The organism is Rhizobium sp. CG4, assembly GCF_023701965.1.
Taxonomy (GTDB): Bacteria; Pseudomonadota; Alphaproteobacteria; order Rhizobiales; family Rhizobiaceae; genus Agrobacterium.
In genome coordinates this window covers 694,390-719,026 of sequence record NZ_JABAEG010000001.1, presented here as the reverse complement: position 1 = coordinate 719,026, position 24,637 = coordinate 694,390, and the positions used below count along the sequence as shown (strand labels likewise).

Sequence of the window (24,637 nt, the reverse complement as noted above, 5' to 3'; positions counted from 1 at the left end):
CGAAAAAAGGAACCTTTCCATGGGGCAGGATAACTACATTCACAATGTCAGGGCCGGTGCTGCTGGTCAGCCGCTTTTTGTCGTGCTGCATGGCACAGGTGGGGATGAAAACCAGTTCTTCGACTTTGGCAGCCGGTTGTTGCCGCAGGCCACCGTCGTTTCGCCGCTTGGCGATGTTTCCGAACATGGTGCTGCGCGGTTTTTCCGTCGCAAGGCGGAAGGCGTTTATGATCTGGATGATCTTGAGCGTGCCACGAAAAATATGGCCGGCTTTGTTGAGGCGCACCGCGATCATTATCAGGCGGGAAAGGTTATCGGACTCGGTTTTTCCAATGGTGCCAATATCCTCGCCAATGTGTTGATCGAATTTCCGGACCTGTTTGATGCGGCGGTCCTGATGCATCCGCTCATCCCGTTCCAGCCGGTCGTCAAGCCATCCACCAAGACGCAACGTATCCTGATCACTGCTGGTGAACGCGATCCCATCAGCCCGGTACCGTTGACGCAGGCGCTTGCTGAGCATTTTACCGGAACTGGCGCAGATGTGTCGCTGGTCTGGCATCCGGGCGGCCATGAAATCCGCTCGGGTGAAGTTGATGCCGTGCGCGAATTCATAGCGCCTTACGCATAATTTTTAAGAGCGCTTCTGGCAGACATCACATCGCCGGAAGCGCTCCATCTTTTCTTTTCACGCAATTCCGGGATCGGAGCCGGCGCTCGTTTTCGCTGAAATTGCTTCAGTAGCCGCAGTTTCGCAGTTGTCGTGCATAGTTATCGGCAATGTTGGCGGAACGGCGTGCGGCTTCGCGGATTGCAGGTTTGCTTTTCCAGACACCCTGCGCATAACCGCCGTGGCCGGAATAATAGGCCAGATAGAGGTTATAGGTATCGCGCAAGGCGATGCCATTCCGCTTGTTGCTCTTGTTATGATACCAGCCAACGAAATGGATCGCGTCGGTGAAATCGGTGCGGCTTGCACTCCAGCGGCCGGTGTCACGCTGATATTCTTTCCATGTGCCATCCAGTGCCTGGGCATAACCATAGGCAGTGGAACGACGCTTCCACGGTATGAAACCAAACAGTTTGGTGCGTGCCGGGCGCGCATACTGACGGAAACTGGATTCTGTGTAGATCGTTGCCATGAGAACAGGTACAGGCACACCCCAAGTGCGTTCTGCCGCCTGCGCATCACGACGCCAGTTGTTAAACAGGCCATCGCGCTGTTCAAACACGGCGCATATGTTGCGCGTCTGGGTAGGGGCTGTCGCACAGCCTGCCAATAAAGCGGTCAAAAAGAGCGCGACAAATAGTTTACGCATCGCAAAACCTCACGTTTTGCTGATTACTAATTGGTAAATACTAACGTTAGGTTTTTAGATAAGGTTAACGCTGGGCCGCTTGTCCACTGCCTGTTTAACCTTATGAAAACATGTGTGAAACGGGCATGGATTCAAGCTTATTTTGCGTCCGGAAAATGCCGGATTTTGGCCATTTTTCAGCTTGGCAGCACATTCGTTTTTTATAGGGAAAACAGGCTCCCTGGATGCCGAAAGCCGACAGCAACAACAGGGTCGTTTATTAACAAAAGCGTCTCGTCGCGTGTTGCAAATGTTAATGGACAGCTGCCGAAAGAGAGAGGGGGCTGGTGCCGTCCCAGGCCGTGATTTCAAAAAATCGCGTTAGATGGCAATAAAAACAAATTCCGATAAAATTGTAGCTATCGATTTAAATGCCCCGAAAAGACTGCCCTGTAAGTTGGGTGTCACTGGAGAAGGGATCTGTTGCCCGAGGGCGGCAGATACCGAAGCAAACTCCAGAAACGTTATTCAAGACCGGCGGGCAAGCTGGCTGATACCGAAACGGGGGATGAAATGTTGAAGAAGATCATAGCTGCCGCAATTTGCGGTGTATTCGTAGCATCTGTCAGTGGCGAAGCCGATGCGGCCGGGCCTGCTGGTTTCGCACGTGGTTTTGCCTCAGCTGAAAAGGCGCAGGCAATGGCCGTTGAGGCATCAGCCAGCAAGGGTCTGCGTTTCGGCGATTGCCTGCTGGTTGCCGGTCAGTGCGCACCGCGCGCCGCGATCTCGCTGACTGAGGCCCGTCGCAAGGACCTGTTGCGCGTCAACAAGGCGGTCAATGAGCCAATGCAGGCGCTGGATGACTTTTTCGGCTCTTTCGACAGCAACAATTCGGTGCCGGCCTTTATGCAAGCCGACAATTGCGGTGACTGTGCCACCATCAAGCGCCAGGAATTGATGCATCGTGGTTGGCCATCACATGCGTTGCGTATCGGTTACGCGCTGGGTGATGATGGCTCGCTGCAAAAGGTTCTGATTGTCGAAACGGCAAAGGGCGGCGTTGTACTCGGCAACGGTTCGCGCAACGCCAGCCCAGCTGCCAGCGAAATTACGCTCTAAGCGTTCACACTATTCATGACTGACTTGGCTGCCGGCTCCCTTTCAAGGGACTGGCAGCTTTTTTCGTTCTGCCACCGCAATGCCACCCAGCGTCAAAAGCAGAGCCATGATCTGGTAGGTGTGCAATGTCTCTCCAATAATGATGACGGAGAGCAACGTGCCGAACACCGGTACGAGATTGATAAACAGTCCGGCCCGGTTTGGGCCAATGCTTTCGACGCCTCTGATGTAGAGAATCTGTGCCAGAAGCGACGCAAAAATCGCCGTATAAAGCGTGATTATCCAACCCTTCTGATCCGGCCAGACGGCTGTCTGTTGCATGACCTCCCATCCCATCAGCGGGAAAGATGAGATGAGTGCGCCAAGCGCCGGTATGGCCATCAAGGTGCGCCAGTTTACCAGTGGTTTCCAGCGCAACATGATGGTGTAGACTGCATATACCAGCACCGCCAGCAGCATGATGGCATCCCCGGCATTCAAGTCCAGCGCGAGTAACGACCATGGATCGCCATGCGAGGCCAACAGGGCAACACCGGCAATCGTCATGAAGAACCCAATGATCTGGCCACTCATCACACGTGTTCCAAACAGCGCGAAGTTTAGCGCAAAAATCACCATGGGAATACCAGCCTGAATAACGGCGGCATTGATGGCGGAGGTGTATTGCAACGCGGTGTAGAGAAAGGCGTTGAAGCTGGTGTAACCGATGACGCCCAACCCGACGAAATAGGGCAGGTTCTTTTTGACCACCGGCCAGTCACGGACCAGTTGCGGCACGGAAATGGCAAAGATGAAAGCAACCGCAAATACCCAGCGCAGATATGTCAGCACCATGGGACTGACGTGGCCAAGAGCCAGTTTTCCGGCGACAGCATTGCCGCCCCAGCACAGTGTGGCGATGATCAGGGCGAGGTAGGCTCTTGAAGGCACGGGGGATTCTTTCGGTGGTTGTATGCAGGCGCAGGGCGGGAATCGTCGGTCGTCGACAACGTTTTTGCCGCCTCGGTGCCGAGATAAAGCCGCAAAGCGTGCTTTGTCACGGATTTTGTCATGCAAAAAGCAAAAAACGCTAGCATAAACAGGGTCGCTTTCCTTAAAACAACGCAGTATACATTCGCGGGTTTGGGTTAGGGCGCAGACACGCGCCATAAGCAGGAAAGCAAGATAATGACGAATGTCGTAGTGGTCGGCTCTCAGTGGGGCGACGAAGGCAAGGGTAAGATTGTTGATTGGCTCTCCGAGCGTGCGGACGTTGTCGTTCGTTACCAGGGTGGGCATAATGCCGGTCATACACTTGTCATTGATGGCGTCAGCTACAAGCTGTCTCTTCTGCCTTCGGGTGTCGTGCGTCCTGGCAAATTGGCCGTGATCGGTAATGGCGTTGTGGTCGACCCACATGCGCTGATTGCTGAAATGGGCCGTCTCGCTGCACAGGGTGTTACGGTTACGCCGGATAATCTGCGTATCGCCGACAACGCCACACTTATCCTGTCTCTGCACCGCGAACTGGACGGCATGCGCGAAGACGCGGCCTCCAACAGCGGTACAAAAATCGGCACCACGCGTCGTGGTATCGGCCCTGCCTATGAAGACAAGGTCGGTCGTCGCGCTATCCGCGTGATGGATCTGGAAGACACCGAGGCACTGGCTGCCAAGGTTGACCGTATCCTCAACCACCATAATGCGCTGCGTCGCGGTTTTGGTGTGGCTGAAGTCAGCCATGAAACAATCATGGAAGAACTGACATCGATCGCCGACAAGATCCTGCCGTTCCGTGAAACCGTATGGCTTCTGCTCGACAAGAAGCGTCGCGCTGGCGCACGCATCCTGTTTGAAGGTGCGCAGGGTTCGCTGCTCGATATCGACCACGGCACATATCCGTTCGTGACCTCGTCCAACACGGTTGCCGGTCAGGCTGCTGCTGGTTCGGGCATGGGCCCCGGCGCGCTCGGTTACATTCTTGGTATCACCAAGGCCTACACCACCCGCGTTGGTGAAGGTCCATTCCCGACCGAGCTGAACGATGAAATCGGTCAGTTTCTGGGTGAAAAGGGACATGAGTTCGGCACCGTTACCGGACGCAAGCGCCGTTGCGGCTGGTTTGACGCTGCACTGGTTCGTCAGTCGGTGGCGACCAACGGCATTACCGGCATCGCGCTGACCAAGCTCGATGTTCTTGATGGCCTTGATGAACTGAAGATTTGCATCGGCTACAAGCTCGACGGCAAGGAGATTGATCACCTTCCGGCAAGCCAGGGAGCGCAAGCTCGCGTCGAACCAATCTACATCACGCTGGAAGGCTGGAAAGAATCGACCGTCGGTGCCCGAAAATGGGCGGATTTGCCTGCTCAGGCGATTAAATACGTTCGTCAGGTCGAAGAACTGATCGGTGCGCCAGTGGCGCTTCTTTCCACCAGCCCCGAGCGTGACGATACGATACTTGTGACTGATCCTTTTGAGGATTAATGTCACAATTAATAAACCATATCGGGCCGGTACGTCGCCGGTGACGACGAGAAAGTGCTTATGGCAGATTTTGTAGCGGTCATTCGCAAAGCCGTTGATGGCTTGGCGAACAACACTCCCGAAACCCGGGCGAAGGTTTACGAAAAAGCTCGCAGTGCCGTTGTTCGGCAACTGGAGAATATGAACCCACGTCCACCGGAAGAGTTGCTGCGACGTCAGGTCGTCAAACTTGATGCGGCGATTGCAGAGGTTGAAGGCGAATATGCCGAAGCCTTGCCGCCGCTTGAGGAAGATGATGACTATGTGCATGACGACTATGCTGCGCCGGAGGAAACAACCTCCGGACAGCAGTCCTATGTGCAAGAGCCTGCCGATGTGGTTGAAGAAGAACTTGCACCTGCGGTTGAAGAGCCGCAGGTTGAGGAGGAAGAGCCTGCTGCCTATGCAGCGGCTCCTGCCTATGAACCCGAGACCGAACAAGAGCCAGAGCCGGTTGAGCCTGTTTACGAACAGGCTTACGAGCCCGCGCCTGAAGTTACCTACTTCAAACCGCAGACTGTTGAACCTGTCTACGTCGATGAGCCTCGTTATGAGGAGCCCGTAGAAGACGAACCGGCACCAGAACAAGAAACCGCTTACCATGAGCCCGTCGTCCATGCGCAAGAGCCGCATTGGGTCGATGATGATGCTCCTGCTGCGGAAGACGAATGGCGCAAGCCTGCCGATGATGCCGTGTATGCCGATGACGTGCGTGTAGAAGCGGAAGAGCCTGTTCTGCAGGCGCCACGTTCCTATCCGGAAGTGGTCGAGCCGGTTTACGTTGCTCCCGCTGTCGAGAATGAGGCAGAGGTAGAGCCTGAGCCCGAAGTCGTTGCCGCTCCAGCCTATGGCGTGGTTGAACCGGATAACCGTCACAGTTTCGAAGACGAATCCGATCCTTTCGCCGCCCGTGCTGATTACCGTGACGACGTGTTTGCGACGCCTGCTGTCGAGCAGCCACGCAAACATTCGGCACAGGATGAGGATTTCTCCTCCTATTTTGAAGACGCGACTGTTGATCTGCCGACCGCTGGGCAGGCTTCCAGCGCTGCAGTTGCTGCGGCGGCTGGAACCGGCAAGCCGTCCTTGCAGGAAGTGCCACTGGACTTCAAGCAGGTAACTGCTGACACCACGAAGGAAGCCGCCAACAAGGAACGCACTCCTTGGGACGATCTGGAAGAACTGATCGGTTATGACGGCATTGGCACCGATGCCAAGGTTGCCGGCAAGGTCGGTTCCTACGAGGCTGGGGCCTCTGGCATTTCTGCCGATGGTGTTCCGCCTGCGTCCTACATGGTCAAGAAAAAGCCGCGCCGCAATTATGCAAGCTATGTGCTTGCTCTGCTGGGTGTTCTGCTTCTGGCCGGTGGTGGTTACGCGCTGTGGCTCAACCGCGATGCCATGAATGACATGGTCAGCGGATTGACGCAGTCTGCGCAGCCAGAAACACCCGCCACGACAGAGCAGCCAGCCCAGAACGGTGCAAGCGAAACAACGACGACCCCACCTGCAACGACGGAACAGACAACGCCTGCTACGCCGCAGACGGATGACGGTTCGGTGCAGGGTAGCAAGTTTACCCAGCGCCTCCTTCCTGACGGCACCGAGCGGGACGAAGGTCCGGCACCTGGCGCCAACGGTCAGCCGGTTACCGCCGAAGGTCAATCTGTGTACGAGCAGAATGAAGCTGCTCCTGCGCAGACACCAGATGCTGCCACTACAACACCGCCAGCCACTCAGGGCGCTGCTGCGACACCGGGCGTGGGTGCGCCACTTGCAGCCGGTGCAGAACGCATGTTCCTCTATGAAGAGGTGCTTGGCCAAACGGTTCCGACTGCAATCGAAGGCAGCGTGGCCTGGACCCTGCAGCATGAGCAGGGTGAAGACGGCAAGCAGCTTGCGACCGTTCAGGGCCAGATGAGCATTCCTGCACGCGGTTTGAGTGCACTGATTACCTTCAAGCGTAATCTGGACTCGTCGCTGCCTGCCAGCCATCTGGTGGAAATCGTCTTCTCTGTTACGCCTGGCTTTGAAGGTGGCGCGATCGACAGCGTTCAGCGTATTGCCATGAAGCAGACTGAACAGGACCGCGGTAACGCTTTGATTGCCGTTCCAGCGAAGATCACGGACGATTTCCATATGATCGCCCTGAATGACTTCCCAGATGCGATGAAGACCAATCTGGAGCTGCTTGCCACCCGTGACTGGATCGATATTCCAGTGTCCTATCGCAACGGCCGTCGTGCATTGCTAACTATGCAGAAGGGTCCTGAGGGTCGTGCTGCTTTTGATGCTGCGCTCAAGGACTGGGCATCAACCGCACCCGCCGCTGGCCAGTAAGGTTTCAACGCGCAACCATTAAAAAAGCTCCCGAACACTGTTCGGGGGCTTTTCTTTTGGCTTTTACAGCCGAGGTCGCTTGGGAGGAGCGAACTTAATCAGGCGTCCACCACTCGAAGAGCCTTGGCTGCTTCCAGAGCTTGTTTCTGCACCGCTTCCTGTACCTTTTCAAAGGCACGGACTTCGATCTGGCGTACGCGCTCGCGGCTGATATCGAACTCCTCGGAAAGTTCTTCCAAAGTGATCGGATCTTCTGCAAGGCGACGGGCTTCGAAGATACGGCGTTCACGATCGTTCAGAACGCTCATGGCACGCGCCAACATGTGGCGACGTGTTTCGAGCTCGTCCTGCTCAATCAGCACCTGTTCCTGGCTGTCGTGGTCATCGACCAGCCAATCCTGCCACTGGCCGGATTCGCCTTCCGCTGCCTTGATTGGTGCATTCAACGAAGCATCGCCATGCAGGCGACGGTTCATCGATACGACTTCCTCTTCGGAAACCTTCAGCTTTCTGGCAATTTCAGCGACGTGTTCGGGCTTCAGGTCACCATCATCGATTGCCTGAATACGGCCCTTGAGGCGGCGCAGATTGAAGAACAGGCGCTTCTGGTTGGCGGTGGTGCCCATTTTGACGAGCGACCAGGACCGCAGGATATATTCCTGGATCGAGGCCTTGATCCACCACATGGCATAAGTCGCCAGTCGGAAACCACGCTCCGGGTCAAACTTCTTGACGGCCTGCATCAGGCCGACATTACCCTCGGACACCACTTCACCGATCGGCAGGCCGTAGCCGCGATAACCCATGGCAATTTTGGCTACCAGTCGCAAATGGCTGGTGACGAGCTTATGCGCAGCATCGCGGTCTCCATGTTCGGCATAACGTTTGCCGAGCATGTACTCTTCCTGCGGCTCCAGCATAGGAAACTTACGAATTTCGTCGAGATAACGATTAAGACCGGCTTCGCCGGCGGTAATTGAAGGCAAACTATTGCGGGCCATAAAGCACCCCCTATCCTTGAACTACGGCCCCCTAATCATTGCTTTTCAGGCAGGCCGCCTCGTGCGCATACAATGTATCACGCACAATTTCCCGTTACAGATATGTAGGGGTGAACGGTGTTTCAAGAATACGGTTGCATCACGAAGCCGTTACGGTTTGCTTTTTTGATAAAAAAGGACCGGTAACGGTCCCATTCTTGAATTCACGCCTCTTTGTCGTTTCGCAGCGCTTGCACCAATTCCTCCATGTCGTCAGGCATGTCGGTTTCAAACTCCATCACCTCACCGGTGCGCGGATGTTCAAAACACAAAAGGAAAGCATGCAGGGCCTGGCGGGGAAAGCGGTTGACTACGGCTTTTGCTTCGTCATCCAGCAGGTTTGCCTTTGTGCGGAAGGCTGCACCGTATTCGGGGTCGCCAAGTAATGGATTGCCGATATGTGCCATATGTACGCGGATCTGGTGCGTACGGCCAGTTTCCAGATGGCACTCGACCATCGATGCAAGGCACGAAGCGTCCGGCTTCTCCCGGTAGCGTTCCATGACTTCGTAATGCGTAATGGCTTCGCGTGCGTCTTCCGCTTCCTCGCGCTTCACGGTGCGCTTTGTGCGGTCATTGCCCGAACGGCCGAGAGCCGCATCGATGGTGCCACGAAGCTGTTTCGGGCGGCCCCAGACGATTGCCTTGTAGGCGCGTTCCAGTGGGCCTGTGCGGCCATGGTCGGCAAACTGCGCAGCAAGATGGCGATGGGCATTGTCGTTTTTGGCAACCACCATAACGCCGCTGGTCTCTTTATCCAGGCGGTGCACGATGCCGGGGCGTTTGACGCCACCGATACCGGAAAGGCTATCACCGCAGTGATGGATCAACGCGTTGACCAGTGTGCCCGTCCAGTTGCCAGCGCCGGGATGAACGACAAGACCGGCCGGTTTGACAAGCACGATCAAATCTTCGTCTTCGTAGAGAACATCAAGCGGGATGTCCTCGCCCTGCGGTTCAGGATCTTCCGGTTCCGGCATGTTGATCTCCACCCGGTCGCCGGGGCGGATTTTCTTTTTTGGCTCAGTGATGGCGACACCATTGACGGTGACAGCTCCCTGCTCGATGAGAGATTTGAGGCGGTTGCGTGAAAAATCGCCCTCAACAGCCGTCGTCAGCCACGAATCCAGACGACCTTCGGCATCTTCTTCGGCAATCAGGACTTTTCTTGCGTCTGCGCCTTGTTTAAAGGGGTCGTTCATTCAACTTTCCGATCAAATAGTAATGACAGGACCTCAGATGACGCAGATCGAGCCAGAAGAACAGGAAGACAAGCCGCTCGACCCGGCCATGGAAAGCGTTCGTCGCAAGATGATACGCTTGCAGATCGTTTCTGGGTCCGTGATGTTCATCAGCCTTATGGCGGTGTTCGGAGCCGTTGTCTACAAGGCTATGGGGCCATCCAAGACGCAAACGCAGGCTCCGGTTGCTGCAGTGAATGGTGCAGTGCCGTCTGATGGACCTGTTTCTGCCACCGCAAGCCTGCCACAGGGCTTTGTCATTGAAAATACCTCGCTTGCTGCGGGTCAGTTGCTGTTTACCGGCAGGCTTGCCAATGGCACACGCAAGGCAATGGTGTTTGATATCGCAACGGGCCGCTTCGTGGCCGATGTGACAATCGATGCACAATGAGGCAACAACGGCCGCGACCGGCCGTGCTGTCATCGAGATAACCTCTGCCGATGATCCGCGTATAGAAGCGTTCTGCAACATCAGGGAACGCGATCTGACCGGACGGCAGGGGCGTTTTATTGCCGAGGGCACCGTGGTGTTGCGCATGCTGGCAGCCGCCCACCGCGAGGGCGGTACATTCGAGGCTGAATGCATTCTTGTGCTGAAGAACCGGCTGGAGGGTGTTGCCAGCATTCTGGAGGAGTTTCCGGTCTCTGTTCCGCTCTACACTGCCGATGCTGCGGTTCTGGATGCGATTGCCGGTTTTCACCTGCATCGCGGTATCCTGGCGCTCGGTCGACGTCTGGCAGGCGCTCAGGCTGACTGCGATGCAACAGGGCAAGGGCTGGATAGTCTGATTGCCAAGCTGCCAAAATCATCGCTGGTGGTGGTTGGCTGTGGCATTTCGAACCACGATAATATCGGTGGCATTTTCCGCAATGCAGCCGCCTTCTATGCCGATGCGGTTCTGCTGGACGAGACATGCTGCGATCCGCTGTATCGCAAGGCGCTGCGTGTCTCTGTCGGTTCTGTGCTTGCGGTGCCCTATATCCGTGAAGGCAAGGCGATGTCGCTGCTGGAAAAATTGGCGGAAGAAGGTTTTACCATCTGGGCATTGTCTCCTGCCGGCGAAACGGAAATTCGCAATATTCCTGTTTCCGAGCGTATGGCGTTGGTTATCGGAACAGAAGGCGACGGTTTGCCGCCTGAGGTGCTGTCGCGCTTTCGAACGGCGCGTATTTCGCAATCGGCGCGGTTGGACAGCCTGAATGCCGGTACGTCATCCGGTCTTGCACTTTACCAGATGGCAGCGGCACTCGGCCGCTTGTAATCGGTATCTCGATTAGTTTGGTTTCTGCGACAGAAGCTCGTTTGCGCGTTGCGCAAGACTTTGGCGGGTTGCATCCGGATTGGCGGTGTCACGCGCCAGAATTTCCGGAATTGGTGAGTTGTCGCCTTCAAGGCGGGCAGTCAGGGCAATCATCCTCGCGGCAATGAGGGCAATCTCCTGACGGATCGCTTCATCATTGTTGGTATTCTTGATGTTGATGAGACGCTCGGTGAGCGCCGTTCCCTGATTGCGGATTTCTTCGATTTCGCTGTTTAGATCAGCTTTGTCAGCTGCTGTGGCCGATGTTGCAGCGCTGCCGGCGATATCGATGATGGGCGGTTTTGCTGCCACGACAGGCACCTCTGGTAGGGTGGAAGCAGCACTTTTGTTGGCCACGGCCGGGTTGGGCAAGCGAATGACCATTTCGCCGGACTGTGGACCGGATGTTGCTAACCGCTCTTTAAGGCGTGCGATTTCCTGGTTGCGGCGCTCAATCAGATTTTCATTGTCGGCATTGCGAGCAGCTTCTTGCGCCAGCTGTTCTTCCAGACGGTGGATCTTGCGGCTGTCGCGGGTGATCTGATTTGCCATGTCGCGGCTTTTGTCGGTCGAGCTGTTCAGATCGCGGGTAATGGCATCTTTTTCCTTGCGCCAAGAATCATTGCGCTGACGCGCCTGTTCCACCTCGAGTTCACGGGCAGACAGGTTGATTTTCAACTCATCCAACTCGCTAGTGATACGGCTGGCGCGCTTCATCAGGTCAGCCAGTTCTGCGGCCTTCAGCTGATTGCTTTCTTCTGCATGACGCAAGGTGCTTTTCAGTTTTTCAGCGGCGTCTTCCTGCTTGCGCAATCTGGAGCGCAGGTCTCCGGTCTCGACAGACATTTCTTCGAGATGCTGGCGAAGCTCGCGGTTCTCGGTCAGGATTTTGCTGGCATCATCCGCCAGGCTGTTGCTGCGCACGGAAATCTGGACCGACTTGGCGCGCTCATTTTCAAGCTCCTGGCGGGTTCTCGCATTTTCGGCGGCATACAGCGCACGCGCCATGTCCTTCTGTGCACGCACTTCCTGGGGGCTGATGGGCATGGTGGCGCGCAGGCGCTTTTCGGTATAGGCGACGATCCGACGATGAATGGCGGGCGCTATGAGGGCTGCAACAAGAGCGGCACTCAAAAAACCCAATCCAAATAAAATCGCAAACTCGATCACGCCGGGATCTCCAAACTAAGACACGCTATACCGTTCTGACTTTTGTCGCCACCATCGACGCAAAAAGCTGCCGCATGTGTCACACGCGGAGCTTGCGCTGGCCGTTCCATACCTGCGTTAAGGGATGGCGAACTGACGCTGACTTTTACAGTCAGCCGATCATCAACTGCAAAAAATGTCAGAAAGGGTTCCAAGTTGGCTGCTGCGTCAGCTTGAGATAGCCGACATTGATGCCGAGACGTGCGCCGATGCCGGTGCGAATCGGTGCAATGGTTACGTCGTTGTTCTTCAAAACGGTCATGCCGACACCTGCAATAACGAATGCGGAGCCACTGACACCGCCAAAGCGGCGGTAAAGACCATCCACGGATGCAAGGTTATAAACCAGCATCATGGTGCGCGTGCCCTGGCCACCGTAATCAAGGCCGAGCGATGGGCCTTGCCAGAAAACTGGGTGCTGACCTGCGTTCTTTGTGTAGAGCTGACCTTCGCCATAGGTGAGGCCGGCAACGAATGCGCCAGAGCCTTCCTGGCCCAGAATATAACCGTTTGGCAGGCCGTAACGCTGGAATGCCTGTTCAACGACCTTTGCAAGGCCACCGGTGGTGGAGCCAAAAAAGCCGTGTCCTGCATCCACGATTTCTTGCATCGTGTATTGGTCACTGCTTTGCGCCATGGCCTGTGCCGGCAGAATCATTCCTGCAACGACCATGAAAATCCTGATCAGTCCCAGGTGCGCAAAAGTGCGAATTTGGTGGAGGCTCATCGTCATTTCCGTCCGTCTGTTTCGTTTTACTTGCCGTATCATGACATCTGACCATTTTGGAAGCATGGTCTTAATAATCGGTTTACCAAATATGGTGTCATTATGACGGCAGGTTATTCTTGAAATAACGCATGACCGAAGAGCCGACGGCGCAGGAGATATTTATGACCATTAACCCGAACCTGACACTCTCGGGAGCCGATCTTGCGGCGTTGCTTTGCAGTCGTGTATGCCACGACGTCATTTCGCCCGTGGGCGCGATTAACAACGGCCTTGAACTTCTTGATGAAGGTGGCGCGGACGAAGATGCAATGGATCTGATCCGTACATCCGCGTTGAACGCTTCTGTGCGACTGAAATTTGCCCGTCTGGCCTTTGGTGCTTCCGGTTCGGCCGGTGCGTCCATCGACACGGGTGAGGGTGAAAAAGCGGCAAAGGATTTTGCCGGCGCCGACAAGAAGGTTGAGGTTAGCTGGACCGGGCCGCGCGCTATCGTCGCCAAGAACCGGGTGAAGTTGCTTCTGAACCTTTTCCTGGTCGCTTACGGCGCTATTCCACGCGGTGGCAATCTCGACGTTGTCTTGGAAAATCCAGAAACCGATGCCCGATTTGAAATCACCGTTAAGGGCCGCATGCTGCGCGTTCCGGCGAAGTTCGCCGAACTTTGCAAAGGCGCTCTTGAAGAGGCGATCGACGCCCATTCCGTGCAGCCTTATTATACGCTGCTGTTGGCACAGGAAGCTGACATGGAACTGGATTATACGGTGCACGAAGACAAGATCGTGTTCGTGGCGACACTCAAGGCCTGATCAGGTCTCCGACTATTCTTAAACAAACGGCGTCCAGTGGGCGCCGTTTTTGTTTACGCCGCTTTATAGAGCCGCTGGTTCTTGATCATGTTCCAGTCGTCCTCAAACCTATTTCAGGTCGCCGCATTCACACAGCTGTCTCATTGGATTGACCCAGTTCAACATATGGAGACGGAAATGCGTTGTTTCTCATTGGCGATACTCGTGTTGAGTATGACAGGGCAGGTTGCCCTGGCAGACACGGGGGTAGGTTTCAAACAAATCGAGCAGGCTGAAAAAGGTAATGATCGGCCGCTGAAGATTTCATTGTGGTACCCGGCAAACGAGACGGTGACGAAAGCCGAGACCGTTGGGGAGAATCCTGTCTTTTATGGTCTTGGTGTCGAGCAGGATGTCTTGGCAGCACCGGGCAAACATCCGTTGGTTTTACTGTCGCATGGTTATGGCGGCAGCTGGCGAAACCTTAATTTGCTGGCTGGTGAGCTTGTGCAATGCGGGTACGTTGTTACGGCACCAGACCATCCTGGCACGACATTCCAGAATATGGACAACGCAGAAGCCTTGCGACTTTGGGAGCGTCCGCGCGATATCAGTCGCACGTTAACGGCTGTGCTAGAGAATACGTCGCTGGCTAGCGAGATAGATGACGGGAAAATCGCCGTCATAGGCCACTCTCTGGGTGGTTGGACGCCAATCGAACTGGCTGGCGGTCGTTATCAGGCGGATCGCGCTCTCAAGGACTGCACGGGCGATGTCATGCCTGCGCAATGCAAAGACTTGAAAACTATGGCGCGGATCGGCATTGTCGGCGGTGGCAGGGCCCGTCCAGAGCTTTCTCAGGATTTGAAAGACAAGCGCGTCGGGGCTGCTGTCTCGCTTGACCTTGGACCTGCCTCCGGCTTTGTGCCTGACAGTCTTGCAGGGATCGATATACCGGTTTTGGTCTATGCTGCGGGTCATGAGACGGCCGAGATTGCCGCGATAAAAAGCGATTCAGAGTATTTGCGGCAACATTTGCCAGCTTCTTCAACGCTTTACCGGGAAATTGGCGATGCAACACATTTCAGTTTTGTGCAGACGTGCAAACCTGGTGCGGACAAGATCATTGAAGAGGAATCGCCCGGGGAAGGTTTTGTTTGCCGTGATGGTGGCGGGCGAAACCGTGCAGATATTCACCGCGAGATCGCTGACGGTATTGTCTCATTTTTGCATGAGGCACTGAAATGACCGTACGTTTCACCGCTTGAAACAAAAAAGCCCGCCATGAAGGCGGGCTTTTGCATTGGGGAATGCGGTATCAGGCAGTTTCAAGATATTCTGTCGCGCCATCCGGCTCGCGCAGAACGTAACCACGACCCCACACCGTTTCGATGTAGTTCGCGCCGCCTGCGGCATTTGCCAACTTCTTGCGAAGTTTACAGATAAACACGTCAATGATCTTGAGTTCAGGCTCGTCCATACCGCCGTAAAGGTGGTTCAGGAACATTTCCTTGGTAAGGGTAGTGCCCTTGCGGAGCGAAAGCAGCTCCAGCATCTGATATTCCTTGCCGGTCAGGTGAACGCGCTGGCCGCCGACTTCTACAGTCTTGGCGTCGAGGTTCACGATCAGTTCGCCAGTTGCGATGATCGACTGGGCATGGCCCTTCGAACGACGCACGATAGCGTGGATACGGGCAACAAGCTCATCCTTATGGAATGGCTTAGTCATGTAGTCGTCTGCGCCGAAGCCGAGACCACGTACCTTGTCTTCAATACCGGCCATGCCGGAGAGAATAAGGATAGGTGTCTTCACCTTGGACAGGCGAAGTGTTCTCAAAACTTCATAACCGGACATGTCCGGAAGATTGAGGTCGAGAAGAATGATATCGTAGTCATACAGCTTGCCTAGATCCACGCCCTCTTCGCCGAGATCGGTCGTGTAGACATTAAAACTTTCTGACTTCAGCATTAGCTCGATGCTCTGAGCTGTCGCGCTGTCGTCTTCGATTAGTAGAACCCGCATAATTATCCCCTTTGCCGCCCGCCGGAAGGTAAGTGCCTTGCGCGATACGGATCCAGACGTTGCCTGATTTGCAGGCTGCCATCAAATGGTTAACAAATTCTAATCGCCTCTGGCAAGTGTATCGAATTTGTTAAATATAAATGGCACGCCACTGATTTTCCATATGAATCCACCATCGCCAACATTGAATCTTAACATGAGGATATCGTGCTAAGTGATTCAACCGACTCGTACATTGTCGCGTCCAATTTTTTGGACATGGCATTTACCGACCCTTAAATGATCGTCGTTATCATTAATGATGCCCGTAAACGAAAGGTTAACGCGGACGTTTTTTTATTAACGTCTTGTTATTTTTTTGAACGATTTCGGCTCACACCGGCATCAACGGGTTAAAATTGTCTTGAACCGGGGTTTCGACATCCACGGAGTATTGCGTATGAAGTCGCGTGACAGCCTAATTCGCCTGAAGGAATTTCAGGTCAACGAGAAACGCCGCCAGTTGCAGCAGTTGCAACTCATGATGGCGGAGTTCGACCGGATGGCTAAGGAACTGGTTCACCAGATCAGTCTTGAAGAATCCAAGTCGGGCATTACGGACCCAACACATTTTGCGTATCCGACCTTTGCCAAGGCGGCACGTCAACGTGCTGATAACCTTCAGGTTTCCATTCGGGAACTGAGGGCGCAGCAGGAGGCGGCCGAAGCATCGCTTGAGGAAGTCGTGGCCGATTATGAAAAGGCTGCTGCTCTCGAAAGTCGCGATGGCGCCATGCGGGCACGGGCATAAGCCACCTTTATTTGCTGGCAAAACGTTAAATCCGTTTTCTCGCAAAGGCTGTACTGATGACTATTTTCAGGCAGGCGCCTTCATCGAAGGCGCGTGCCTGAACCCATTTTGGGATTTTTTTGTCATTTTCGCGATGAAAGTGATTCGTTTGGCGCGCGCTGGTGATTTTCGTCATGCTTTAGCCGAGAATCCGACCTTGGATTTGCGTTCCGGGGCCATCTATAACGGTTAACGCGCCGCTGAAATGTTTAAGACCTGACGACCATCGACGCGAATGCTGGGTTTTGAATTCAAAAAAATAGTAATTTTTATGCACCTGAAATCCGCTTAACCGGAGATGACGTCGTTCCATTCTGGGTGACGAAGCACCTGCGCCTTGAAAAAAGGGCAAAGCGGCATGATTTTCCAGCCACCTTTTCGCGCCTCTTCGATTGCATGCGCTGCCAGTGCCTGGCCAACGCCCTTGCCGCGAAGCTCGTCGGGAACACCGGTGTGATCAAGAATGATTAACTTTTCCGATGCGCGAGAATAGGTCATCTCTCCAGTATGGCCCTCAAGCGTTGCCGTGTAGAGACCTTTTGAGCCTGTTTCACTGCTTTTGAATTCCATTATTTTCTCCCGCTTAACGTTTGTGATGGCGTAGCTATACCATGCCACATGAGCAGCAGACGGGAAAAGGTGACCGCAGTTTGTGAACAGTGATGTTACAATTTGGCATGTTCAGCTTGTGCGACGCCGCTGAATGCCGTGGGTTGGGGAGCGCGAGGCGAGCCATTTGTATGGCCGCTGAAAACAGATACGCCACGGTGCATGTTTTTAAACATGCCGTGGCGCTATCTTGTATAATGGTCTCGATGCGGCTTACGCCGCAACAGGACTTTAACTAGTGACGGTACTGCTGGATGCGCGTGGTGCGCAGACCTGCAAGGCCGTGATCGGAAATCGAAGACTGCCAGGACAGGAATTCTTCAACCGTCAGCGTATAACGCTCACAGGCTTCTTCCAGGCTCAAAAGCCCACCCCGAACCGCAGCAACTACTTCTGCCTTTCTACGGATCACCCAACGACGGGTATCAGCCGGAGGAAGGTCGGCAATTGTTAGCGGGCTGCCATCTGGGCCGATGACATATTTAACTCGTGGACGTATCATTTCGGTCATTGGACACTCTATACAAACTCAAGACCATATAGGGTCAACCTAGCGCGCTAACTTTAAAAAAGAACTAAGCTGTTCGAGAGAATTTGTTAACAATTTGAACTATTTCGGGTGTTCTGTGAGGAAAACGGTTCAAATCTGGCCGAAAGATTACGGTCGTGTCAAAAAAACGCAGTCTTTGTCGTGCCAATAAAAAGGCACATCTTCGACATAAACCCGGCCGGATATATCTGTGTCCGCTGATTTAAGTATTTCTTATTTGTTGTTTCTGGCGATTACTGTAATTGTAATATATTCGAATGTTTTAATGTTATTATTCTCATGCGTGCAGTATGGTCGGTTGCACAGCGATTCCGTGTACTCTTCCAACCGATAAGCCAATGCAAAAATCTAGCACCATTTTCAAATGTGAATTTCCAGATGCTTTTATAGAGGGGAGAAGAAACGTGTCGGGCAACGTTTCAACGACTGATGCAATTGATATGGCAGTTCAGGGTCTGTTTTCGTCGGAGTGCAGGGTGTGACCGGGGCCGTGATGACAGACAAGGGCGATAGCGAGTTTCTAAACCGTCTGGAAAGTGACCTCGCAGACTTATGCAAGCGACATGGCTTTGACCGTTATATGCTGACGGCTTTTCCACGGGCGGATAAATCCGGCTTCCGGGACAATATCGTTCACAGCAACTGGCCGACCGGGCTGGTGAATGCCTATTCGCTGAGTGATGCGTTTCGGAGCAGCAAGCTTATTGCCATGCTGAAGCGCAAGGTCGTTCCGGTGTTGCTGCCAGGTTCATGTTTCTGGCAGGACGAGAATGGTCGTGATGTGGCCGATCTTGGCAAGGAGTTTGCCCGGTTTGGTTATGCCAATGTCCTGGCCTGCTCGTTGCATGATGCACATATGAATATCTATGTGTTGGCTCTCAGCAGCGACGCTGTCGAGCCCACGCAGCCAGATATGGCGTCATTATATTTTGAAGCTGTGGAGATTCTGGACAGGGCATCTGGCGACAGTCTGTTGCAGGCTGGGCCACGGGAAAAACTGACGGCTCGTGAAATTGAGTGTTTGCGTTGGTCTGCTGCCGGTAAAAGCAGTGAAGAGATCGCCATCATTCTCTCCATTTCCAGCCATACCGTGATCAGCTACCTGAAAAGCGCGATGCGCAAGCTTGAGGCAGTCAACCGCATGCAAGCGGTGGCGCGGGCCTATCGTTATCGATTGCTGTGAATTTGGTCACGGGCAGGGCGGATGATTGGAGCAATCAACCGTCCTTACTTCTCAAAGCACTAATCAGGTGTTTTCCGCCATGGCGGGCGTGCCCCAAGCCACGAAGTTGCCGTTGGCAAGGCCTTCTTCCGTGCAGATCTTGGGCAGATAGACCAGTGGGGCACCTTCAGGTGTGACTGTGATGCCACCGGCCGCGCGCAAGATGGCGTCACCTGCCGCCGTATCCCACAACATGGTGCGGCTAAACCGTGGATAAACATCGGCCTGACCTTCGGCAATAAGGCAGAATTTCAGCGATGATCCGACCGAATTGAAATTGCGAATGCCATGCTGTGTAACGAAAGCTGTCGTTTCCGGCGTGCTGTGCGAGCGACTGATGAGCGCCATCATCGCGTCAGGACAGCTTCTTGTGTTGATCTCTTCCCGCGAGACGATGTTGAAATCCTCGTCGAGTGTGAGCTTTTCGGCAATACCTTCGTGGCCGGTCCAGAGTGTCCTGAGCAGAGGCGCCAGCACCACACCGGTTACCGGTTCACCATCGCGAATCAGCGCAATATTGACGGTGAAATCGTCGTTTCCGGCGATGAACTCCTTGGTGCCATCAAGCGGATCGACCAGAAAGAAATCGCCGCCGGATATTTCCGGCATGATGCCAGATGATACGGCCTCTTCGGCAATAACGGGAATAGTGGGAAAAGCCTGTTGCAGCGCTGCCAGAATAACGTCTTCGGCACGCTGATCCGCCTCTGTGACGGGGGAACAGTCATTCTTATAGAGCACATGTGGCCCAGCCGTGTGGATGGCCATGATTTCTCGGCCTGCTGCAAAGGCTGCGTGTGTCAGATGCTCCAGCATTTTGACGATGTGTCCTCGGGTTCCCAGCGTTGTCTCAGATATATCGCATTCATTTCAAGTATTTACGATATATAATATTGATAAATACAGCATTAAATTGTGTCGGGAAATGGTACGGGTATCATTTCGAGTTACGTTAAGTGATAACGTTGTATTACACTGCGAAATGAGTGGTTTTTGCTCAGCTTCTGCCGAATTCCTGCTCTTTGTGATCCCAAATGCGGCAGTGAATATGAAAACTCCAAATATTTGGCTGAAATTTTCCTTTTGGGCTTCACATTTCTTTCGAACGCGTTATGCATTTCATACGGATCTGTCTTACAGGATCGCGGGAACGTAATAAAAGAGATGTGCTCCTTTAGAGAGTGCATCCGGGGGAAAATATGGAGTATTTTATCCAGCAGCTCATAAACGGGCTGACTCTTGGTTCTATCTATGGCCTGATCGCAATTGGCTATACGATGGTTTACGGCATTATCGGCATGATCAACTTCGCTCATGGCGACATATTCATGCTGGGTGGCTTCGCAGCCCTTATCGTCTTCCTCATTCTCACATCGTTTTTTGCCGGTATTCCGGTGGCGCTGCTCCTTCTTCTTATGATGGTTGTTGCGATGCTGATGACCGGTTTGTGGAACTGGACGATTGAGCGTGTGGCTTACCGGCCGCTGCGTGGTTCCTTCCGCCTCGCACCGCTGATCACCGCGATCGGCATGTCGATTGTGCTGTCCAACTTCATTCAGGTTACACAGGGTCCACGCAACAAGCCGATCCCGTCGCTTGTGACAGATGTCTTCCACTTCGGCGCAATCACCATCTCGTTGAAGCAGCTTATCATTGTGGCCGTCACATCCGTGCTGTTGTTCGTGTTCTGGTATATCGTCAACAAGACACCGCTTGGCCGTGCGCAACGTGCAACCGAGCAGGACCGCAAGATGGCGGCACTTCTGGGTGTCGATGTAGACCGCACCATTTCGATCACCTTTGTTATGGGCGCTGCTCTCGCGGCCGTCGCTGGCACGCTGTACCTCATGTATTATGGTGTTGCCTCGTTCAATGACGGCTTCATTCCGGGCGTAAAGGCATTCACGGCTGCGGTCCTTGGTGGCATTGGCTCACTGCCAGGCGCTGTGCTGGGTGGTCTGCTGATTGGCCTGATCGAAAGCCTGTGGTCTGCCTATTTCTCGATTGCTTACAAGGATGTTGCAGCTTTTGCCATTCTTGCATTCGTTCTGATCTTCAAGCCTACGGGCATCCTCGGACGTCCCGAAGTCGAGAAGGTATAAAAACATGGCAAATCCTGGCTCTGAAACAAAATCCTCCAGCCCCGATCTTACGGCCGTGGCGTTGAAGGAAGGCCTCTACGCGGGCTTGATTTCCTTCGGCATGTTCCTTCTTTTCGTTGGTATCCGTACCTTTCAGGATATCAATAACGCACTGGTCTGGGAGACCCGTTGGGATCTTCTGGCGATTTTTGTCGCTATCGCTGCTGTCGGTCGTTTTCTGGTTGTTGGTTTTATCAAGCCAGCGCTTGATTCACGCAAACTGAAAAAAGCACGCACTGGCGTACTGGATATCACTGAAGAAAAAAGCGATTTCCAAAAATATTTTCTGAAGATCGCGCTTGTTGCGTTGCTTCTCTACCCACCTGTTATGGTCGCAATTAACGGCTTTCAGGGTTCACTGAAATACGTTGATAACTTCGGTATCCAGATCCTGATCTACGTCATGCTGGCATGGGGTTTGAATATCGTTGTCGGTCTGGCTGGTTTGCTCGATCTGGGATATGTGGCGTTCTACGCGGTTGGTGCCTATTCCTATGCGCTGCTGTCCAGCTACTTCGGCTTCTCGTTCTGGCTGCTCTTGCCAATGTCCGGTATTCTGGCGGCGTTTTGGGGTGTTATCCTCGGCTTCCCCGTTCTGCGCCTGCGTGGTGACTATCTTGCCATCGTGACACTTGCATTCGGTGAAATCATTCGTCTTGTTTTGATAAACTGGACAGATGTGACCAAGGGCACGTTCGGTATCTCGAGCATCGCCAAGGCATCGGTCTTCGGCATCTGGTCGTTCGATACCGGTGCGCCGAACAACTTTGCCAAGGCTTTTGGCCTGTCGATGTCGTCGGCCTATTATAAAATCTTCCTGTTCTACGTCATCCTGGCGCTTTGCCTTCTGACAGCCTACGTCACGATCCGCCTGCGTCGCATGCCGATCGGTCGTGCATGGGAAGCCCTGCGTGAAGATGAAATTGCCTGCCGCTCGCTTGGTATCGACACGGTTGCGACCAAACTCACCGCCTTTGCAACAGGCGCGATGTTTGGTGGTTTTGCCGGTTCATTCTTCGCAGCTCGTCAGGGCTTCGTATCGCCTGAATCCTTCGTGTTCCTTGAATCTGCGGTCATTCTGGCCATCGTGGTTCTGGGTGGCATGGGATCACTCACCGGCATTGCCATTGCGGCTGTGGTGATGGTGGGTGGCACGGAAGCACTGCGCGAAATGGAGTTCCTCAAGCATTTCTTCGGCAATGACTTCACGCCGGAACTCTACCGTATGCTGCTGTTCGGTCTGGCAATGATTATCGTGATGCTGTTCAAGCCACGTGGTTTTGTGGGTTCACGCGAACCAACTGCCTTCTTGAAAAAACGCAAGGCTGTCTCCGGCAGCTTTACGAAGGAAGGTCACGGCTGATGGCATCCGGAGCAAGTTCCATGAAAAAAGATACGATACTGAAGGTCGAACACCTCTCGATGAAGTTCGGCGGCTTGATGGCCATCAACGATTTTTCGTTCGAAGCCAAGCGTGGTGAAATCACCGCGTTGATCGGGCCGAACGGTGCTGGCAAAACAACCGTGTTCAACTGCATCACCGGTTTTTACAAACCGACAATGGGCATGATCACGATGAACGGGAAGGAAGGGCAGCAGCACCTTCTGGAACGTTTGCCGGATTTCGAGATCACCAAAAAAGCCAAGGTTGCGAGAACCTTCCAAAACATCCGGCTTTTCTCTGGTCTGACGGTGCTCGAAAACCTGCTGGTTGCGCAGCACAACGTGCTGATGAAGGCATCCGGTTACACCATTCTCGGTCTGCTGGGTTTCGCGGCTTACAAAAACGCTGCAGCCGATGCCATCGAGAAAGCAAAGTACTGGCTCGACAAGGCCAATCTGACGGATCGTGCTGATGATCCGGCAGGTGATCTTTCCTATGGCGCGCAGCGCCGTCTGGAAATTGCCCGTGCCATGTGCACCGGTCCTGAGCTTCTGTGCCTCGACGAGCCGGCCGCGGGTCTAAACCCGAAGGAATCTCTGGCACTGAACGCATTGCTGCGTGGCATCCGCGATGAAGGAACATCGCTTTTGCTGATCGAGCACGACATGTCGGTGGTTATGGAAATTTCCGACCATGTGGTGGTGCTTGAATACGGTCAGAAGATTTCTGACGGCACGCCGGACCATGTCAAGAATGACCCTAAGGTCATCGCCGCCTACCTCGGTGTCGAGGACGATGAAGTGGAAGAAATTATTGCTGAAGAACTTGACGGGGGAGCGGTCTGATGTCCGGTGAATCCCTTCTTAAAGTCCAGAATGTTGAAACCTATTACGGCAATATCCGTGCGCTCGCCGGTGTCGATATCGAGGTGAACAGGGGCGAGATCGTCAGCCTTATCGGCGCTAACGGCGCTGGCAAATCCACGTTGATGATGACCATTTGCGGCAGCCCGCAGGCCCGTTCCGGTTCGGTCATCTTCGATGGCGAGGACATTACCCGTGTTCCCACACACCTGATTGCGCGCAAGCGTATTGCGCAGTCTCCTGAAGGTCGTCGCATTTTTCCGCGCATGACGGTTCTGGAAAACCTTCAGATGGGCGCTGGTCTGGATAATCTGAAATACTTCAAGGAAGATGTGGAGAAGATCTTTGTGATGTTCCCGCGCCTGAAGGAACGTCAGAGCCAGCGCGGCGGTACATTGTCTGGTGGTGAGCAGCAGATGCTGTCCATCGGCCGGGCGCTGATGGCTCGTCCGAAACTGTTGTTGCTGGACGAACCTTCACTGGGTCTCGCGCCACTGATCGTTAAGGGCATTTTTGAAGCGATCAAGAAACTGAACAGGGAAGAAGGTCTGACCGTGTTTCTTGTTGAACAGAACGCTTTTGCTGCCCTCAAGCTTTCCGACCGCGCTTATGTGATGGTGAACGGCAAGGTAACCATGAGCGGTTCCGGTAAGGAACTTCTGGCCGATCCTGAAGTGCGTGCGGCCTATCTGGAAGGTGGCCGCCACTGATATCGTCACGAAAACTTTTGGCGGTTTTCAAAACGATAAAAGGTGAGGCAACGAGATTTTGAACGGCGAGATTTCTACGAATTCGCCGTTTTAAAAAGAAATTCAGGTGTCGCCAGCCATCAAAAAGAAGCTGGCACCCCTGCAATCGGAATGGTGTTTCTCTTTCTCAGAAATGTCATGCCGCAAAATACTTTCCCGTCTTTGGCCTCAAAGCTGGCAACAGATTTGAAGGGGTGGGAAATGGAATTCCCGGTCTGCAAGGACCGGTTTTAAAATAAGAATAACGGAGCGTCTGTCGTAAGGGCGACCGCGCTAAAGGGGAAAATGAAATGCAGGGACTTTTTTTCGAAACAGATACGATGCCTCGTTACATCTTGCGGGCATTGGTTCTGCTTCTGGGGTTCTGGACAGCATGGCGAACCGGCAAGTCGGTGGCCGATAGTTGGGGCGAAATGCCTCGGGTCATCGTCTATACATTACTTCTGGGCTTTGCCATGCGCTTCTTGCATCACGCGCTGTTTAACGGCCCGATACTGAATGGCTTCTACTACACAATCGATGTGGTGGTGTTGCTTGTTTTTTCCGTTGCCGGTTTCCGTACTCGCAGAACGAGCCAAATGGTCAATAACTACTATTGGCTATACGAAAAAAGTTCTGCTTTTTCCTGGAAGAAGAAAGATTGACAGGGCAGGGTCTCTGACCTCAGACTGCTCGCAAAGGTGGAACAGCTTTCCTGTT

At 53.8% G+C, this 24,637-nt stretch carries 27 protein-coding genes; 17 read left to right on the top strand and 10 right to left on the bottom strand.

Translation table 11 applies throughout. The features are described 5' to 3' along the window. The first annotated feature begins 19 nt into the window (after positions 1-19). Positions 20-631 (top strand): alpha/beta hydrolase, encoded by a 612-nt coding sequence (locus tag HGO37_RS03430; protein ID WP_250982127.1) that lies wholly within the window; start codon positions 20-22, stop codon positions 629-631. Between the two features lie 106 nt (positions 632-737). Here the strand turns inward: HGO37_RS03430 and HGO37_RS03425 are convergent, their stop codons facing one another. Next, entirely contained in the window at positions 738-1,319 is a 582-nt protein-coding gene (locus HGO37_RS03425) for a transglycosylase SLT domain-containing protein (RefSeq protein ID WP_192488207.1), read from the bottom strand. Between the two features lie 552 nt (positions 1,320-1,871). Between HGO37_RS03425 and HGO37_RS03420 the strand changes: the two genes are divergently transcribed. Beyond that, positions 1,872-2,417: a transglutaminase-like cysteine peptidase gene (locus HGO37_RS03420; RefSeq protein ID WP_250982126.1), complete on the top strand. Its 546-nt coding sequence runs from the start codon at positions 1,872-1,874 to the stop codon at positions 2,415-2,417. A 42-nt stretch (positions 2,418-2,459) separates the two neighbouring features. Here the strand turns inward: HGO37_RS03420 and HGO37_RS03415 are convergent, their stop codons facing one another. Next, positions 2,460-3,347, bottom strand: a complete 888-nt coding sequence (locus HGO37_RS03415) for a DMT family transporter (protein WP_250982125.1) — start codon at positions 3,345-3,347, stop codon at positions 2,460-2,462. A gap of 237 nt (positions 3,348-3,584) precedes the next feature. Between HGO37_RS03415 and HGO37_RS03410 the strand changes: the two genes are divergently transcribed. Both HGO37_RS03410 and HGO37_RS03405 read left to right on the top strand, forming a co-directional pair. Next, the gene (locus tag HGO37_RS03410) at positions 3,585-4,883 is read left to right on the top strand and encodes an adenylosuccinate synthase (protein WP_192488210.1); all 1,299 of its coding nucleotides are present in this window, start codon (positions 3,585-3,587) and stop codon (positions 4,881-4,883) included. Positions 4,884-4,943: 60 nt separating this feature from the next. Beyond that, positions 4,944-7,262, top strand: a complete 2,319-nt coding sequence (locus HGO37_RS03405) for a hypothetical protein (RefSeq protein ID WP_250982124.1) — start codon at positions 4,944-4,946, stop codon at positions 7,260-7,262. A gap of 98 nt (positions 7,263-7,360) precedes the next feature. Here the strand turns inward: HGO37_RS03405 and rpoH are convergent, their stop codons facing one another. Both rpoH and HGO37_RS03395 read right to left on the bottom strand, forming a co-directional pair. After that, positions 7,361-8,263 (bottom strand): RNA polymerase sigma factor RpoH, encoded by a 903-nt coding sequence (rpoH, locus tag HGO37_RS03400; RefSeq protein ID WP_192488212.1) that lies wholly within the window; start codon positions 8,261-8,263, stop codon positions 7,361-7,363. A 203-nt stretch (positions 8,264-8,466) separates the two neighbouring features. Beyond that, positions 8,467-9,504 carry an RluA family pseudouridine synthase gene (locus HGO37_RS03395; RefSeq protein WP_250982123.1) on the bottom strand — a complete coding sequence of 346 codons (1,038 nt, stop codon included), beginning with the start codon at positions 9,502-9,504 and terminating at the stop codon, positions 8,467-8,469. A 37-nt stretch (positions 9,505-9,541) separates the two neighbouring features. On the opposite strand from HGO37_RS03395, the gene HGO37_RS03390 reads away from it, so the two are divergent. Continuing rightward, positions 9,542-9,934: a hypothetical protein gene (locus HGO37_RS03390; protein ID WP_192488214.1), complete on the top strand. Its 393-nt coding sequence runs from the start codon at positions 9,542-9,544 to the stop codon at positions 9,932-9,934. Beyond that, positions 9,924-10,805 (top strand): TrmH family RNA methyltransferase, encoded by an 882-nt coding sequence (locus HGO37_RS03385; RefSeq protein ID WP_250982122.1) that lies wholly within the window; start codon positions 9,924-9,926, stop codon positions 10,803-10,805. Before HGO37_RS03390 ends, HGO37_RS03385 begins: the two co-directional genes overlap by 11 nt. A 12-nt stretch (positions 10,806-10,817) precedes the next feature. Here HGO37_RS03385 and HGO37_RS03380 read toward each other — a convergent pair whose 3' ends face one another. Together HGO37_RS03380 and HGO37_RS03375 are read right to left on the bottom strand one after the other, a co-directional pair. Then, the gene (locus HGO37_RS03380) at positions 10,818-11,978 is read right to left on the bottom strand and encodes a hypothetical protein (protein ID WP_250982121.1); all 1,161 of its coding nucleotides are present in this window, start codon (positions 11,976-11,978) and stop codon (positions 10,818-10,820) included. Positions 11,979-12,192: 214 nt separating this feature from the next. Continuing rightward, entirely contained in the window at positions 12,193-12,786 is a 594-nt protein-coding gene (locus HGO37_RS03375) for a DUF1134 domain-containing protein (RefSeq protein WP_192488217.1), read from the bottom strand. A gap of 158 nt (positions 12,787-12,944) precedes the next feature. Here HGO37_RS03375 and chpT point away from each other — a divergent pair, with 158 nt between their 5' ends. Together chpT and HGO37_RS03365 are read left to right on the top strand one after the other, a co-directional pair. Further along, on the top strand, positions 12,945-13,589 hold the full coding sequence (gene chpT, locus HGO37_RS03370; protein ID WP_250982120.1) for a histidine phosphotransferase ChpT: 645 nt from the start codon (positions 12,945-12,947) through the stop codon (positions 13,587-13,589). 177 nt (positions 13,590-13,766) lie between these two features. Beyond that, positions 13,767-14,816 (top strand): alpha/beta hydrolase family protein, encoded by a 1,050-nt coding sequence (locus HGO37_RS03365; protein WP_250982119.1) that lies wholly within the window; start codon positions 13,767-13,769, stop codon positions 14,814-14,816. A 70-nt stretch (positions 14,817-14,886) separates the two neighbouring features. Here HGO37_RS03365 and ctrA read toward each other — a convergent pair whose 3' ends face one another. Next, the gene (gene ctrA, locus HGO37_RS03360) at positions 14,887-15,591 is read right to left on the bottom strand and encodes a response regulator transcription factor CtrA (RefSeq protein WP_192488220.1); all 705 of its coding nucleotides are present in this window, start codon (positions 15,589-15,591) and stop codon (positions 14,887-14,889) included. Positions 15,592-16,030: 439 nt separating this feature from the next. Here ctrA and HGO37_RS03355 point away from each other — a divergent pair, with 439 nt between their 5' ends. Both HGO37_RS03355 and HGO37_RS03350 read left to right on the top strand, forming a co-directional pair. Further along, positions 16,031-16,381, top strand: coding sequence for a flagellar export protein FliJ (locus tag HGO37_RS03355; protein ID WP_250982118.1), 351 nt, complete (start codon positions 16,031-16,033; stop codon positions 16,379-16,381). Further along, the gene (locus tag HGO37_RS03350) at positions 16,326-16,613 is read left to right on the top strand and encodes a hypothetical protein (protein WP_250982117.1); all 288 of its coding nucleotides are present in this window, start codon (positions 16,326-16,328) and stop codon (positions 16,611-16,613) included. Before HGO37_RS03355 ends, HGO37_RS03350 begins: the two co-directional genes overlap by 56 nt. Before the next feature lie 95 nt (positions 16,614-16,708). Here the strand turns inward: HGO37_RS03350 and HGO37_RS03345 are convergent, their stop codons facing one another. Then, positions 16,709-16,990: a GNAT family N-acetyltransferase gene (locus HGO37_RS03345; RefSeq protein ID WP_192488222.1), complete on the bottom strand. Its 282-nt coding sequence runs from the start codon at positions 16,988-16,990 to the stop codon at positions 16,709-16,711. 274 nt (positions 16,991-17,264) lie between these two features. Then, the gene (gene sciP / locus HGO37_RS03340; RefSeq protein WP_027675777.1) at positions 17,265-17,540 is read right to left on the bottom strand and encodes a CtrA inhibitor SciP; all 276 of its coding nucleotides are present in this window, start codon (positions 17,538-17,540) and stop codon (positions 17,265-17,267) included. A gap of 532 nt (positions 17,541-18,072) precedes the next feature. Between sciP and HGO37_RS03335 the strand changes: the two genes are divergently transcribed. Further along, positions 18,073-18,762 carry a LuxR C-terminal-related transcriptional regulator gene (locus HGO37_RS03335; protein ID WP_250982116.1) on the top strand — a complete coding sequence of 230 codons (690 nt, stop codon included), beginning with the start codon at positions 18,073-18,075 and terminating at the stop codon, positions 18,760-18,762. A gap of 63 nt (positions 18,763-18,825) precedes the next feature. Here HGO37_RS03335 and cysQ read toward each other — a convergent pair whose 3' ends face one another. Continuing rightward, positions 18,826-19,617: a 3'(2'),5'-bisphosphate nucleotidase CysQ gene (gene cysQ / locus HGO37_RS03330; protein WP_250982115.1), complete on the bottom strand. Its 792-nt coding sequence runs from the start codon at positions 19,615-19,617 to the stop codon at positions 18,826-18,828. Between the two features lie 383 nt (positions 19,618-20,000). On the opposite strand from cysQ, the gene HGO37_RS03325 reads away from it, so the two are divergent. The 6 genes from HGO37_RS03325 to HGO37_RS03300 are packed head-to-tail and all read left to right on the top strand — an operon-like array spanning position 20,001 to position 24,582. After that, positions 20,001-20,903 (top strand): branched-chain amino acid ABC transporter permease, encoded by a 903-nt coding sequence (locus HGO37_RS03325; RefSeq protein ID WP_192488225.1) that lies wholly within the window; start codon positions 20,001-20,003, stop codon positions 20,901-20,903. A gap of 4 nt (positions 20,904-20,907) precedes the next feature. Next, complete coding sequence (livM, locus tag HGO37_RS03320) at positions 20,908-22,305, top strand: high-affinity branched-chain amino acid ABC transporter permease LivM (RefSeq protein ID WP_250982114.1); 1,398 nt, start codon at positions 20,908-20,910, stop codon at positions 22,303-22,305. 20 nt (positions 22,306-22,325) lie between these two features. Next, positions 22,326-23,171, top strand: a complete 846-nt coding sequence (locus tag HGO37_RS03315; protein WP_371815269.1) for an ABC transporter ATP-binding protein — start codon at positions 22,326-22,328, stop codon at positions 23,169-23,171. Continuing rightward, positions 23,171-23,899, top strand: a complete 729-nt coding sequence (locus HGO37_RS03310) for an ABC transporter ATP-binding protein (protein ID WP_250982113.1) — start codon at positions 23,171-23,173, stop codon at positions 23,897-23,899. Before HGO37_RS03315 ends, HGO37_RS03310 begins: the two co-directional genes overlap by 1 nt. A gap of 42 nt (positions 23,900-23,941) precedes the next feature. Beyond that, entirely contained in the window at positions 23,942-24,172 is a 231-nt protein-coding gene (locus tag HGO37_RS03305) for a hypothetical protein (protein ID WP_250982112.1), read from the top strand. A gap of 56 nt (positions 24,173-24,228) precedes the next feature. Next, on the top strand, positions 24,229-24,582 hold the full coding sequence (locus HGO37_RS03300) for a DUF6867 family protein (RefSeq protein WP_250982111.1): 354 nt from the start codon (positions 24,229-24,231) through the stop codon (positions 24,580-24,582). Positions 24,583-24,637 lie beyond the last annotated feature (55 nt).

What these genes read in the sequence shown, in the direction of transcription:
- HGO37_RS03365 (WP_250982119.1), top strand. Translation starts at nt 13,767, where the DNA reads ATGCGTTGTTTCTCATTGGCGATACTCGTGTTGAGTATGACAGGGCAG.
- HGO37_RS03390 (WP_192488214.1), top strand. Translation starts at nt 9,542, where the DNA reads ATGACGCAGATCGAGCCAGAAGAACAGGAAGACAAGCCGCTCGACCCG.
- HGO37_RS03310 (WP_250982113.1), top strand. Translation starts at nt 23,171, where the DNA reads ATGTCCGGTGAATCCCTTCTTAAAGTCCAGAATGTTGAAACCTATTAC.
- HGO37_RS03335 (WP_250982116.1), top strand. Translation starts at nt 18,073, where the DNA reads ATGACAGACAAGGGCGATAGCGAGTTTCTAAACCGTCTGGAAAGTGAC.
- HGO37_RS03350 (WP_250982117.1), top strand. Translation starts at nt 16,326, where the DNA reads ATGAAAAGGCTGCTGCTCTCGAAAGTCGCGATGGCGCCATGCGGGCAC.
- HGO37_RS03395 (WP_250982123.1), bottom strand. Translation starts at nt 9,504, where the DNA reads ATGAACGACCCCTTTAAACAAGGCGCAGACGCAAGAAAAGTCCTGATT.
- sciP (WP_027675777.1), bottom strand. Translation starts at nt 17,540, where the DNA reads ATGACCGAAATGATACGTCCACGAGTTAAATATGTCATCGGCCCAGAT.
- HGO37_RS03300 (WP_250982111.1), top strand. Translation starts at nt 24,229, where the DNA reads ATGCAGGGACTTTTTTTCGAAACAGATACGATGCCTCGTTACATCTTG.
- ctrA (WP_192488220.1), bottom strand. Translation starts at nt 15,591, where the DNA reads ATGCGGGTTCTACTAATCGAAGACGACAGCGCGACAGCTCAGAGCATC.
- HGO37_RS03345 (WP_192488222.1), bottom strand. Translation starts at nt 16,990, where the DNA reads ATGGAATTCAAAAGCAGTGAAACAGGCTCAAAAGGTCTCTACACGGCA.
- chpT (WP_250982120.1), top strand. Translation starts at nt 12,945, where the DNA reads ATGACCATTAACCCGAACCTGACACTCTCGGGAGCCGATCTTGCGGCG.
- HGO37_RS03325 (WP_192488225.1), top strand. Translation starts at nt 20,001, where the DNA reads ATGGAGTATTTTATCCAGCAGCTCATAAACGGGCTGACTCTTGGTTCT.
- HGO37_RS03315 (WP_371815269.1), top strand. Translation starts at nt 22,326, where the DNA reads ATGAAAAAAGATACGATACTGAAGGTCGAACACCTCTCGATGAAGTTC.
- HGO37_RS03430 (WP_250982127.1), top strand. Translation starts at nt 20, where the DNA reads ATGGGGCAGGATAACTACATTCACAATGTCAGGGCCGGTGCTGCTGGT.
- HGO37_RS03420 (WP_250982126.1), top strand. Translation starts at nt 1,872, where the DNA reads ATGTTGAAGAAGATCATAGCTGCCGCAATTTGCGGTGTATTCGTAGCA.
- HGO37_RS03385 (WP_250982122.1), top strand. Translation starts at nt 9,924, where the DNA reads ATGCACAATGAGGCAACAACGGCCGCGACCGGCCGTGCTGTCATCGAG.
- HGO37_RS03355 (WP_250982118.1), top strand. Translation starts at nt 16,031, where the DNA reads ATGAAGTCGCGTGACAGCCTAATTCGCCTGAAGGAATTTCAGGTCAAC.
- HGO37_RS03405 (WP_250982124.1), top strand. Translation starts at nt 4,944, where the DNA reads ATGGCAGATTTTGTAGCGGTCATTCGCAAAGCCGTTGATGGCTTGGCG.
- HGO37_RS03410 (WP_192488210.1), top strand. Translation starts at nt 3,585, where the DNA reads ATGACGAATGTCGTAGTGGTCGGCTCTCAGTGGGGCGACGAAGGCAAG.
- cysQ (WP_250982115.1), bottom strand. Translation starts at nt 19,617, where the DNA reads ATGCTGGAGCATCTGACACACGCAGCCTTTGCAGCAGGCCGAGAAATC.
- HGO37_RS03375 (WP_192488217.1), bottom strand. Translation starts at nt 12,786, where the DNA reads ATGACGATGAGCCTCCACCAAATTCGCACTTTTGCGCACCTGGGACTG.
- livM (WP_250982114.1), top strand. Translation starts at nt 20,908, where the DNA reads ATGGCAAATCCTGGCTCTGAAACAAAATCCTCCAGCCCCGATCTTACG.
- HGO37_RS03425 (WP_192488207.1), bottom strand. Translation starts at nt 1,319, where the DNA reads ATGCGTAAACTATTTGTCGCGCTCTTTTTGACCGCTTTATTGGCAGGC.
- rpoH (WP_192488212.1), bottom strand. Translation starts at nt 8,263, where the DNA reads ATGGCCCGCAATAGTTTGCCTTCAATTACCGCCGGCGAAGCCGGTCTT.